Origin of the sequence: Cyanobium sp. N5-Cardenillas (genome assembly GCF_024345515.1) — a bacterium.
Taxonomy (GTDB): Bacteria; Cyanobacteriota; Cyanobacteriia; order PCC-6307; family Cyanobiaceae; genus Cyanobium.
This window is the reverse complement of the sequence record NZ_JAGQBG010000007.1, coordinates 18,070-29,319: the sequence shown is the minus strand read 5'-3', so window position 1 is coordinate 29,319 and position 11,250 is coordinate 18,070. Positions and strand designations below refer to the sequence as shown.

Annotated in this window: 11 protein-coding genes; 8 read left to right on the top strand and 3 right to left on the bottom strand. The window is 70.4% G+C overall.

Annotation, left to right across the window (positions count from 1 at the left end):
- The coding region (locus KBZ04_RS01250) for an epoxyqueuosine reductase (protein ID WP_254990094.1) at positions 1–458 on the bottom strand (458 nt) is incomplete at its 3' end.
- A gap of 39 nt (positions 459–497) precedes the next feature.
- On the opposite strand from KBZ04_RS01250, the gene KBZ04_RS01245 reads away from it, so the two are divergent.
- The 7 genes from KBZ04_RS01245 to KBZ04_RS01215 all read left to right on the top strand — a co-directional run bounded on the left by KBZ04_RS01245 (position 498) and on the right by KBZ04_RS01215 (position 7,619).
- Positions 498–1,148 (top strand): HpsJ family protein, encoded by a 651-nt coding sequence (locus tag KBZ04_RS01245; RefSeq protein ID WP_254990093.1) that lies wholly within the window; start codon positions 498–500, stop codon positions 1,146–1,148.
- Positions 1,149–1,202: 54 nt separating this feature from the next.
- On the top strand, positions 1,203–1,934 hold the full coding sequence (locus KBZ04_RS01240; protein WP_216907060.1) for a DUF502 domain-containing protein: 732 nt from the start codon (positions 1,203–1,205) through the stop codon (positions 1,932–1,934).
- Positions 1,934–2,560 (top strand): transcription antitermination factor NusB, encoded by a 627-nt coding sequence (gene nusB / locus KBZ04_RS01235; protein WP_254990092.1) that lies wholly within the window; start codon positions 1,934–1,936, stop codon positions 2,558–2,560. Before KBZ04_RS01240 ends, nusB begins: the two co-directional genes overlap by 1 nt.
- Positions 2,561–2,571: 11 nt before the next feature.
- Positions 2,572–4,053 (top strand): signal recognition particle-docking protein FtsY, encoded by a 1,482-nt coding sequence (ftsY, locus tag KBZ04_RS01230; RefSeq protein ID WP_254990091.1) that lies wholly within the window; start codon positions 2,572–2,574, stop codon positions 4,051–4,053.
- A 44-nt stretch (positions 4,054–4,097) separates the two neighbouring features.
- Positions 4,098–5,510, top strand: coding sequence for a PP2C family protein-serine/threonine phosphatase (locus KBZ04_RS01225; protein ID WP_409995916.1), 1,413 nt, complete (start codon positions 4,098–4,100; stop codon positions 5,508–5,510).
- A gap of 38 nt (positions 5,511–5,548) precedes the next feature.
- On the top strand, positions 5,549–6,949 hold the full coding sequence (gene argH / locus KBZ04_RS01220) for an argininosuccinate lyase (RefSeq protein WP_254990090.1): 1,401 nt from the start codon (positions 5,549–5,551) through the stop codon (positions 6,947–6,949).
- A gap of 130 nt (positions 6,950–7,079) precedes the next feature.
- Positions 7,080–7,619, top strand: coding sequence for an RNA recognition motif domain-containing protein (locus KBZ04_RS01215; RefSeq protein WP_254990089.1), 540 nt, complete (start codon positions 7,080–7,082; stop codon positions 7,617–7,619).
- Positions 7,620–7,647: 28 nt separating this feature from the next.
- Here KBZ04_RS01215 and dusA read toward each other — a convergent pair whose 3' ends face one another.
- Entirely contained in the window at positions 7,648–8,670 is a 1,023-nt protein-coding gene (dusA, locus tag KBZ04_RS01210) for a tRNA dihydrouridine(20/20a) synthase DusA (RefSeq protein ID WP_254990088.1), read from the bottom strand.
- A 6-nt stretch (positions 8,671–8,676) separates the two neighbouring features.
- On the opposite strand from dusA, the gene KBZ04_RS01205 reads away from it, so the two are divergent.
- Positions 8,677–9,966, top strand: a complete 1,290-nt coding sequence (locus KBZ04_RS01205; RefSeq protein WP_254990087.1) for an NAD(P)/FAD-dependent oxidoreductase — start codon at positions 8,677–8,679, stop codon at positions 9,964–9,966.
- Here the strand turns inward: KBZ04_RS01205 and KBZ04_RS01200 are convergent.
- Positions 9,948–11,198 carry a type II secretion system F family protein gene (locus KBZ04_RS01200; RefSeq protein ID WP_254990086.1) on the bottom strand — a complete coding sequence of 417 codons (1,251 nt, stop codon included), beginning with the start codon at positions 11,196–11,198 and terminating at the stop codon, positions 9,948–9,950. The two genes, KBZ04_RS01205 and KBZ04_RS01200, sit on opposite strands and share 19 nt — an antisense overlap.
- Positions 11,199–11,250 lie beyond the last annotated feature (52 nt).

Below are 11,250 nucleotides of genomic sequence, written 5' to 3'. Positions count from 1 at the left end.
ACCCAGCCCAGGCCCGCCTCCTCCGCCCAGGCCTTGTCGAGCAGGGGCGCACTGTCGACGCAGGCCCGCCAGCGGCAGCCCGGTGCGGCCTCCTCCAGCCAGCGCCCCAGCTGCCGCAGGCGCCCATCGATCACCCGGTGGTAGTCACGCCCCCAGCCGTAGCGGGCCACCCGCAGGCTGCCCGGTGCCTGCTCCTGGGCCACGTGATAGTTCCAGCCCACGGCCAGCACGCTGCGCACCCCCGGCAGCAGCGCCTCGATCCGCTGGCGGCGCGGGTCGTTCATCCAGCCCATCCCCGCCTGGTGGCCCGCCGCCAGCCAGCGCTCCAGGGCGGCACTGCGCAGCGCCAGCCGGGCCCCCCCCGGCACCGCCGCCAGACCCACCGGCGCGAAGCCCAGGGCCTCGGCCCGGGCCCGCAGGGCCGCCGCCAGGGCGCCAGGGGAGGAAGGGCCGTTCAAGGGCTGCCGGTAGAGTCCCACGAATCCGACCCTCCCTGAGTGGCTGCCGTTCCCTCCTCCCGTTTCAGCCCGCTGTTGCGCTGGATGGGCCTCACCCTGGTGGTGTTGCTCGTTCTGCAACTGGTCGCCGTCCTGAGTCTGTGGGACTGGGAAGAGGAGGCGTTCCGCCAGCTGGTGGTGGAGCGACTGATCAGCCAGGCCCCCATGGGTCTGATCGGTCTGCTGCTCATGTACCTCTCCTCCCGCCTGGAAGACCAGTCGGAGGGGCGCACGCCCGTCCTCTGGACGGTCTGCATCATCAGTGGTCTGCTGGCCGTCCTGCTGACCGCCTCGCTGCCGATCACCTTCGGCGGTGACCAGCAGATGCAGCAGCAGAACGACCAGCAGATCGCCGCCAAGCGCGGCCAGCTGGAGATGGCCCGCCAGCAGAGCAAGGATCCCGCCCTGCTGCAGCAGCTGATCCGCCAGGCCGAAGCCACCGGCCAGGTGCCCCCCGGCGCCACCGACGCCCAGAAGACCCAGTCGGCCCGGGCCTTCATCGATCGCCAGCTCGACCAGCTCGAAACCCAGTTCAAGCAGACCGAGCAGACCGGCAAGGTCACCCTCAGCCAGCGTCGCTACGGTGGATCGCTTGGCGCGGTGGTGCTGATCATTGCCTTCACCATCCTTTGCCTCGGCAGTGTCCTGTAAGACCCCCGTGGATCGTTACCGTTAGGGTTTCGCCCCTACGGACCCCTTCTTCCATTGGTCCCATCCAGTAGTCCCAGTTCCGACCAGCCCCTGGGCAACAGGCTGCAGCAGGATCTCAAGAACGATCTGATCGCCGGCCTGCTGGTGGTCATTCCGCTGGCCACCACGATCTGGCTTGCCACCACGGTGAGCCGCTTCGTGCTGGCGTTCCTCACCTCGATTCCCAAGCAGTTCAACCCGTTCAACACCCTCAACCCCCTCCTCCAGGACCTGATCAACCTGGGGGTGGGGCTGCTGGTGCCCCTGCTCGGCATCCTGCTGATCGGCCTGATGGCCCGCAACATCGTCGGCCGCTGGCTGCTGGAGTTCGGTGAGGGCACCCTGCTGCGCATCCCCCTGGCGGGCTCCGTCTACAAGACCCTCAAGCAGCTGCTGGAAACCTTCCTGCAGGGCAACTCCAGCCGCTTCCGGCGGGTGGTGCTGGTGGAGTATCCCCGCGAAGGGCTCTACGCCGTGGGCTTCGTCACCGGTGTGATCGGCACCGCCATCCAGTCCGATTTCGGCGAGAAGATGCTCAGTGTGTTCATTCCCACCGCCCCCAACCCCACCACCGGTTGGTACGCGGTGGTGCCCGAGCGCCTGGTGAAGGATCTGGAGCTGAGCGTGGAGGATGCCTTCCGCACGATCATCTCCGCCGGCATCGTCAGCCCCGACGAGCGGGAACCCAACTCCAACCGCAGCTTCGCCAGCCTCCTGGCCCAGCTGCGCGCCCCCCAAACCTCCTGATGCAGAGTCGCACCCTTGCCCGTGAACTGGCCCTGCTGATGCTGGGTCAGGTGAGTGATCGCGGCAGCGGGGCCGAAGCCCCCACCGGCTCCTTCGACCAGCTGCTGCAGCAGGCCGTCACCACCCTCAGCCAGCACGTGCGCGAGGCCCTTGATCGGTCGGCCGAGGATCTGCAGCAGGCCCAGCAACGGCTGCTGGACAGCGAGTTGCAGGACCAGGGCGAAAAGCAGCTTCCCACGGTTCGGCGCCACCTGCAGGACGGTCTCACCAACGCTGAGCAGGCCCTCAATCGCCTCTCGGCCAGCCTGGAGTTGCCCCGCCTGCTGCTCCTGGCCGATCAGGACGCCGTCCGGCTCGACGCCATCGCCCGCAGCAAAGCGGTGCTGCGCGACCGTGAGGGCCTCGACCGCCGCATCGATGTGGTGATGGAAGGCTGGCGGCTCACCCGCCTGCCCCGGGTCGACCGCGACATCCTGCGCCTGGCGGTGGTGGATCTCGAGGACTTCGCCACGCCCGCCGCCGTGGCCTGCAACGAGGCGGTGGAACTGGCCAACCGCTACAGCGATGAGCAGGGGCGACGCATGATCAACGGTGTGCTGCGGCGCTTCACCGCCGCCCGCGTGTAGGCAGGAACGCGATGGTCTTCGATTGGTTCAAACGGGCCGTGGCCCAGCCCGCCCCGGAGTCCGAACCGCTGCCCCCTCCCGAGGCCGAGCCGGAGCCCGAAGCGGCGCCTGCGGCAGACGAGTCGGTGCAGCCTGCGGAGCCGGTGGCGGCTCCCACGCCGGCCCCAGCCGCTGCGGCCGGCGCCGGTGTCGACGAGGACGCCCTGGCCTGGGCGCGGCAGGCCTACGCCCGGCTCAAGGCCCAGCAGGAGGAGGAGGCCCGCCCGCCCGTCGCCCCTGAACCCGCCGCCCCGGCGCCCGAGCCCACATCCCCTGCCGCTCCTCCCGTGGCCACGGGCCTGTCCCTGTTGGAGCAGGCCGCCGCCCAGCGTCAGCAGCGCCTCCAGGAGATCACCGCCCCCGCCGAGCCCGCCCCGGCCGGGCCGCCGACCGCCGCAGCGACCCCCGTGGGCCCAGAGGCCGATGCCGCTGACCCCAGCCTCGGGGCCTTCGATGCCACCTTCACCTGGTCGGCCGAGGTGCTGGCCGCCCAGGGGCGGCGCGCCGAGGAGGTGTCCCTCGAGGAGATCGACTGGCTGGGCCGGCTGCGCCGCGGCCTGGAGAAGACCCGCAAGGGCTTCGTCACCCAGCTGCTGGAGAATCTCGGCGACGATCCCCTCACCCCGGCGGTGCTGGACGATCTCGAGTCGACCTTGCTGCGCGCCGATGTGGGCGTCAAGGCCACCGACCAGGTGCTCGAAGCCCTGCGCCGCCGCCTCAACGAGGAGGTGGTGGATCCCGCCGAAGGCCTGCGCTTCCTCAAGGAGCAGCTGCGCGGCCTGCTGGACGCCCCCATCCGCGCCGGTGACACCGCCGTGCTGGCCCCCCAGCGCGACAGGCTCAATGTCTGGCTGCTGGTCGGGGTGAACGGGGTCGGCAAGACCACCACCCTCGGCAAGCTGGCCAACCTGGCGGTGCGCAGCGGCTACAGCTGCCTGATCGCCGCCGCCGACACCTTCCGGGCCGCGGCGGTGCAGCAGGTGAGCGTCTGGGGCGAGCGCAGCGGTGTGGCGGTGGTGGCCAACCCCAGCGCCAACGCCGATCCGGCGGCCGTCGTCTACGACGCCATCGGCGCCGCCCGCTCCAAGGGCACCGAGCTGGTGCTGGTGGACACGGCCGGCCGGCTGCAGACCAAGCACAACCTGATGGAGGAGCTGGGCAAGGTGCGGCGCACGATCACCAAGCTGGCACCGGAGGCGGTGGTGGAGTCGCTGCTGGTGCTCGATGCCAGCCAGGGCCAGAACGGCCTGCGCCAGGCCATGGCCTTCGCCAGTGCCGCCGGCCTCACCGGGGTGGTGCTCACCAAGCTCGATGGCAGCGCCCGCGGCGGCGTCGCCCTGGCGGTCGCCTCCGAGGCGGGGCTGCCGATCCGCTTCATCGGCGCCGGCGAAGGCATCCGTGACCTGCGGCCCTTCAACAGCTTTGAGTTCGTCGAGGCGCTGCTGGCCTCCTGAGGCCAGTCCCCGCTGCTACCTTGCGTGTCCTTTGCGGCCGCTCGGTGAGCAGCCAGCCGCTTCCGCAGCCCCTCTCCACCTCCGCACCGTCCCCGGCTCCTGATCGGGGGTCGACGTCGGTCACGGCTTCGCTGCGCCAGCTGCTCGACAGCCTCGGCCGGGAGCAGCGCCGCAACCAGGAGCTGCTGGCGTCGTTGTCGTTCGCCCTGCGCAGCTACACCAACCTCAAGCGCTTCCTCGAACTGGTGCCCCTGGTGGCTGCACGGCTGGTGGAGGCCGAAGGCAGCCTGCTGGTGGTGTTCCATGCCGATGGCCGGCTCTGGCGCGAGCAGCTCCAGGCCACCGCCGGTGAGCGCAGCGCTGAGGTGCTGCGCCAGCTGGCGGCCCTGCCCGATGGCCAGCTCCAGAACCAGGAGGGCGATGAGGCCGTCGCGGTGCTGCTCGACCCCCTGATCCAGCGCCTGCTCGGCGCCCAGCAGGTGTTCGCCACCTCCGTGGTGGCCCGCAGCCGTCAGCGGGGCCGGCTCTACGTGTTCAGTGGCCGGCGCGGTTTCAGCTGGAGCGACGTGCGCCGCCGCCACCTCCAGCTGGTGGCCGACCTCACCGGCGTGGCCCTCGAGAACGAGGGGCTGCAGCAGGACCGGCGCCGCCATGAACGGCTCGACCGCCAGCTGAGCATCGGCGCCGAGGTCCAGTCCCAGCTGCTGCCCGATCACTGCCCGGTGATCGATGGCGTCGAGCTGGCGGCCCTCTGCCGTCCCGCCTTCCAGGTGGGCGGCGACTACTACGACTTCATCCCCACCCAGCCCCAGCTCACCGGCCACCGGCGCGAGCAGGCCCCCTGGGCGCTGGTGATGGGCGATGTGATGGGCAAGGGGGTGCCGGCCGGCCTGCTGATGACCCTGCTGCGGGGCATGCTGCGGGCCGAGGTGCTCAGCGGCCTGCCCCCCGACCGCATCCTCCACGACCTCAACCAGCTGGCCCAGGAGGACCTGGCCCACTCGCACCGCTTCGTCACCCTCTTCTATTCCGACTACGACCCCCGCACCCGCCTGCTGCGCTACGCCAACGCTGCCCACAACCCCCCCCTGGTCTGGCGGCGCCAGACGGGCCGGGTGGAGCGGCTCGACACCCCCGGCCTGCTGATCGGCCTGCAGAGCGAGGCGGAATACGGCTGCGGCGAGCTGCAACTGGAGCCCGGCGATGTGATCCTCTACTACACCGATGGCGTCACCGAAGCCAGCGGCTTCAGCGGCGAGCGTTTCGATGAGGAGCGGCTGGTGAAGGCCTTCCAGGGCGCCTGCCGGGCGGCCCATGAGGCCCAGACGATCCTGGATCGGCTGTTCGAGCGCCTCGACCGTTTCGTCGGCAGCGACCGCCGCCTCGAGGACGATGCCTCGATGGTGGTGCTCAAGGTGCGCGACGGGGTGGTGCTGCCCTCCCTGCCCCCGACCTGAGGCGAATGGCAAGCTGAAGGGCTGCCCGGAACCCCGCGATGGCCGCTGACCCCTCCCCCAACACCTGGAGCGATCGCTTCGAGCAGGGTCTGCATCCGGCGATCGAGCGGTTCAACGCCTCGATCGGTTTCGACATCGCCCTGCTCCAGGAGGATCTCGATGGCTCCGTCGCCCACGCCCGCATGCTGGGCCGCTGCGGTGTGATCACCCCGGAGGAAGCCGGGCGCCTGATCGAGGGGCTCGAGGCCATCCGGGCCGAGGCGGCCGCCGGCAGTTTCACGCCGGGCCTCGAGGCGGAGGACGTGCATTTCGCCGTGGAACGGCGCCTGATCGAACGCCTCGGCTCCCTCGGCAAGAAGCTGCACACCGGCCGCAGCCGCAACGACCAGGTGGGCACCGACCTGCGCCTGTGGCTGCGGCGTCGGATCGACCGCATCGATGCCGCCCTGGTGCGCTTCGAGCGGGCCCTGCTGGCCCAGGCCGAAGCCCACCCCGACACCCTCATCCCCGGCTACACCCATCTGCAGCGGGCCCAGCCGGTCTGCCTGGCCCACCACCTGCTCGCCTACGTGGAGATGGCCGAACGCGACCGCCAGCGCCTGGCCGACGTGCGTCGCCGCGTCAACATCTGCCCCCTCGGGGCGGCCGCCCTGGCGGGCACGCCCGTGCCGATCGATCGCCGTCAGACCGCCGCCGAACTCGGCTTCGAGGCCATCTACGCCAACAGTCTTGATGCGGTGAGTGACCGTGATTTCACCGTCGAGACGATGGCGGCTCTGTCCCTGGTGATGGCCCACCTCAGCCGCCTGGCGGAGGAGGTGATCCTCTGGGCCAGTGAGGAGTTCGGCTTTGTGGGGCTCACCGACCGCTGCGCCACCGGCAGCAGCCTGATGCCCCAGAAGAAGAATCCCGATGTACCCGAACTGGTGCGCGGCAAGAGCGGCCGGGTCTTCGGCCATCTGATGGGGCTTCTCACGATGATCAAGGGTCTGCCCCTCGCCTACAACAAGGACTTCCAGGAGGACAAGGAAGCTCTCTTCGACGGGGTTCGCACTTGCCTCGATTGTCTCGAAGCGATGGCCGTGCTGTTCGAGGAGGGGCTCGACTTCCGCCCCGCCCGGCTGGAGGCTGCCGTGGCCGCCGACTATTCCAACGCCACCGATGTGGCCGACTACCTGGTGGCCCGGGGCGTGCCCTTTCGGGAGGCCTACCAGCTCGTCGGTGGGCTGGTGAAGGCCTGCCTGGTGGAGCAGCGGCTGCTGGCCGATCTGCCCCTGGAGCGCTGGCAGGAGCTGCATCCCTCCTTCGAGGCGGACATCCATGCCGTGATCGCGCCGCGGCAGGTGGTAGCGGCCCGGCGCAGCGAAGGTGGCACGGGCTTCGAGCGGGTGGCCGAGCAGCTGCGGCTGGCGCGTGAGCGCCTCGACCGGACCCCCTGAGGCGCGTCGCCATCCGCCCCTGGCACCCCGGCGCTGGCTCGGGTGGCCAGGCGTTGGAATCGCGCGTCTCCGTCTAACCTTGGCGGGTCTCAGGCGCCTGCGCGCGCCATCGGTTCCCCCTCATCGGTCAGTGAGTATTTTCGTCGGCAATCTTCCCTTCCGCGCTGAGCAGGAGGACGTGGCTGAGTTGTTCGCTCCCTTCGGAGACGTGGTCAACTGCTCCCTGCCCCTGGAGCGTGACACCGGCCGCAAGCGCGGCTTCGCCTTCGTCGAGATGGCCGACGCCGACACTGAGACCCGGGCGATCGATGCCCTCCAGGGCGCCGAGCTGATGGGCCGTCCCCTGCGCATCAACAAGGCCGAACCCCGCAGTGGCGGCGGTGGTGGCGGTGGCGCCCCGCGCCGTGGTGGAGGCGGCTACGGCGGTGGCGGTGGCGGCGGGTATGGCGGCGGTGGAGGTTATGGCGGTGGTGGCGGCGGCTATGGCGGCGGTGCCGATCGGGGCTCCGGTGCCAAGGGATGGGAAGACCGCAGCTACGGCGGTGGCGCTGCGGGCGGTGGCGGTGACGCCCCGGATGCCTTCGAAGCGGGTCGCTCCCGCCGGCGCCGCTCCGGTGGCGGCGGTGGTGAGTACGGCGGTGGCGGCGATTACGGCGGCGCCGAAGTCTGAAGCCTCCGCGCCCCCAGGCTGATCCCCGTCACAGCCCCCGTTCCTCCAGCTGCCTGGCGGCGGCCTCCAGCACCTCCGGGCCGGCGCCGGCCTGGCCGGCCTCCCGGGTCAGCCAGCCGCGCCAGCCCCGTGCTCCGCTGACCCCTTCCACCACCTGCACCAGGTGCCGGGCAATGGGCCACAGCCGTCCGCCCGCCGTGCACCAGCGCTCGGCATGGGGCAGCACCCCCCGGAGCACCGTCGAGGCCCGGGCCTCGACGGCGCACTCATCCCCGAAGATCTGCCCGTCCACCCCAGCCCAGCGCAGGGGGTGGGCGTAGGCCGCCCTGCCCACCATCACCCCATCCACCCAGGCCAGCTGCTCCCGGCAGGGGGCAAGCTCCTCGAGGCCGCCGTTCAGTTCGATCGTCAGCGCCGGCCGCTCCCGCTTGAGACGGTGCACCAGATCCCAGCGCAGGGGCGGCACGGTGCGGTTCTGCTTCGGATCGAGGCCGTTCAGCCACGCCTTGCGCGCATGGACGGCGAAGCGGGCGGCGCCGGCCCCAGCCAGGCTGTCGACGAAGGCCAGCAGTTCCTCGTAGGAGTCCCGCTCGTCGATGCCGATGCGGTGCTTCACCGTCACCGGCAGGGGTGTGGCCGTCGCCATCGCCGCCACGCAGCGGGCCACCCGCTCCGGCTCCGCCATCAGGCAGGCCCCGAAGCGGCCCTGCTGCACCTTTTCGCTCGGGCAGCCCAGGTTCAGGTTGATTTCGTCGTAGCCCCAGTCGGCCCCCATCCGGGCGGCCTCCGCCAGCAGCTCAGGGTCGTCGCCGCCGAGCTGCAGCACCAGCGGGTGCTCGATCGGATCGAACCCCAGCAGCCTCTCCAGCCGCTGCTGCCGCTCCCCCATCCGGGAGGCGGAGCCCTCCAGGGCGATGTGGTGCAGCGCCCGGGCCACCACCATCTCGGAGTAGAGCAGGCAGTGCCGACTGACCTGCCGCATCAGCACCCGGAAGTGCCGATCGGTGCAGTCCAGCATGGGCGCCACACTGAAGCGGTAGTTGTGCTCCATCGCCCCATGCTGCCCAGCCGTGCCTCCGTGGTGGTGGTGGGAGGCGGTCCTGCGGGCTTCATGGCCGCCATTGCGGCGGCCGAAGCGGCCGCTGGCCGTTTCCCCGGCGGCGTGCTGTTGCTGGAGTCCACCCCCGAACCGCTGCACAAGGTGCTGATCAGCGGCGGTGGTCGCTGCAACGTCACCCATGCTTGCTGGGACCCGCGGGTGCTGGTGGATCACTACCCCCGTGGCGGCAAGGCCCTGCGGGGGCCCTTCTCGCGCTTTGCCACCGGCGACACGGTGGCCTGGTTCCAGGCCCACGGCCTGCAGCTGGTGGAGGAGCCTGACGGCCGCCTGTTTCCCCGCTCCAACCGTTCCAGTTCGGTGGTCGACACCCTGCGCCGGGCGGCACTCTCCGCCGGGGTGGAGTTGCACACGGCCCAGGCGGGCCAGACGGCCCAGGCCCTCCCCGGGGGTGGTTTCCGGCTGCGGTTGCGCTCGGGGGCCGACGTGGAGGCCGAGCACCTGGTGCTGGCCACGGGCAGCCACCCCAGCGGTCACCGCATCGCCGCCTCCCTGGGCCATGGCCTGGTGGCGCCGGTGCCCTCCCTGTTCACCCTCACCCTGGCCGACCACCCCCTGGTGGATCTGGCAGGGGTGGCCATGGATCCGGTGCAGCTGGAGCTCCTGCTGACGCCCCTGCCGGGAATCGCCGCCAGCGCCGCCACCAAGCCCCAACGGCAACGGGGGCCGGTGCTGATCACCCACTGGGGCCTCAGCGGTCCGGCCACCCTGCGGCTCACGGCCTTCGCCGCCCGCGCCCTGCGGGAGCGTCGCTACCGGGCCGAGCTCCGGGTCGACTGGACCGGGGGCCGCAAGCCGGCGGACCTGGAGGGCTGGTTCGCCGACGCCCGCCGCGACCAGGCCCGCCGTCAGCTCGGCAACTGGCGCCCCTGGCCCGACCTCAGCCGCCGCCTCTGGCTGCACCTGCTGACCCTGGGCGGCATCGACCCCAGCCTGCGCTGGGCCGATCTCCCCCGCCGCCGCGAGCTGGCCCTGGTCACCGCCCTGCGGGACAGCCGCTACCAGATCTCAGGCCGCGGGCCCTTCGGCGAGGAGTTCGTGACCGCCGGTGGCATCCCCCTGGCGGAAGTGAACCTGGCCACGATGGAAAGCCGTGTTCAGCCGGGGCTGTTCCTGGTGGGGGAGCTGCTGGATGTGGACGGCGTCACGGGTGGCTTCAACTTCCAGCACTGCTGGAGCTCGGGCTGGCTGGCGGGGCAGGCGCTGGCGGCTCAGCGCACGTGCTCGTAGATCGAGAACATCGGCAGGTACATCGCCAGCAGCACCGATCCGACGATGATGCCCACCAGCACGATCATGGCCGGCTCGAGCATGGAGGTCATCGCCTTCACCATGGTGGTCACCTCGTCTTCGTAGAAGTCGGCCACCTTGGAAAGCATGGCGTCCATCTCGCCGGTTTCCTCACCGATGGCGAGCATATTTACGGCCATCTCCGGAAACACGTTCTTCATGCGCAGGGCGGCACTGAGCGGCATGCCTTCGCTCACTTCATTCTTGCAGGAGATGATGGCATCGGAAATCACGGAATTGGTGGCCGTTTCTCTCACGATCTCGAGGGAAAGAAGGATCGGCACCCCCGCCTTGGAGAGGGAACTCAGGGTGCGGCAGAACTGGGCGCTGGCTGTTTTCTGAAGCAGCTCACCGAACAGGGGCAGCTTCAGCAGCAGGCCATCGATCTGCCGGCGGCCGATGGGGGTGTTGTAGGTGGAGACCACCCAGAAGGCGAAGCCCACCAGACCACCAAGCAGGATCAGGGCCTTCCAGGAGCGCAGGAACTCACTGAGGTTCAGCATCATCTGGGTGAACAGGGGCAGTTCCGCCCCCAGCTGATCGAAAACGCTCGAAAAGGTGGGGATCAGGAAGATGGTCATGCCCAGGAACACCGCAATCGCGATCACCAGCACGGTGACCGGATAGCTCATCGCCCCCTTGATCTGGTTCTGGAGCTTGGCGTTGTCCTCCAGCAGCTTGGCCAGGCGCTTGAGGGTGTCGTCGAGGACGCCGCCGGCCTCGCCGGCTTCCACCAGGGCGATGCTGAGGTTGTCGAACACCTTCGGCCAGCGGCGCATGGAGTTGCCCAGGCTGTCGCCCTGGTTCACGTCCTGGGTCATGCCCGCCAGGGCCTGGCGCATCTTGGTGGAGCGCTGCTGCATCCGCATCAGGTCGAGGCTGCGCAGGATCGGCACGCCGGCGTCCACCAGGGCGGAGAGTTTGTTGGCGAACAGGGCCTTGTCCCGGATCGTCACCGGGCCCTCGAGCAGGTCGGACAGGCCGCTGAAGGAGGTGCCCACTTTCCTGACGCTCCCCTGGGGCACCTTCGGCGCCTCCTTGCGCACCAGGGTGTTGGGCAGGATGCCGCGCCGGCGCAGTTCCCGCCGTGCCACCGAAGGGTTATCCGCCGTGAGCGTCATCTCCCGGCGCTGGCCGGACTTGGTGGTGTAGGTGACGACGAAGGCGGTCATGGCGGCGCTCGGGGGAATCGGGGGTCGGCGTCCGGGGAAAGGGGATCAGAGG

Bases quoted from the DNA above. Each gene is read 5' to 3' on its own strand.
- nusB (WP_254990092.1), top strand. From the start codon at position 1,934: ATGCAGAGTCGCACCCTTGCCCGTGAACTGGCCCTGCTGATGCTGGGT.
- ftsY (WP_254990091.1), top strand. From the start codon at position 2,572: ATGGTCTTCGATTGGTTCAAACGGGCCGTGGCCCAGCCCGCCCCGGAG.
- argH (WP_254990090.1), top strand. From the start codon at position 5,549: ATGGCCGCTGACCCCTCCCCCAACACCTGGAGCGATCGCTTCGAGCAG.
- dusA (WP_254990088.1), bottom strand. From the start codon at position 8,670: ATGGAGCACAACTACCGCTTCAGTGTGGCGCCCATGCTGGACTGCACC.
- KBZ04_RS01205 (WP_254990087.1), top strand. From the start codon at position 8,677: ATGCTGCCCAGCCGTGCCTCCGTGGTGGTGGTGGGAGGCGGTCCTGCG.
- KBZ04_RS01200 (WP_254990086.1), bottom strand. From the start codon at position 11,198: ATGACCGCCTTCGTCGTCACCTACACCACCAAGTCCGGCCAGCGCCGG.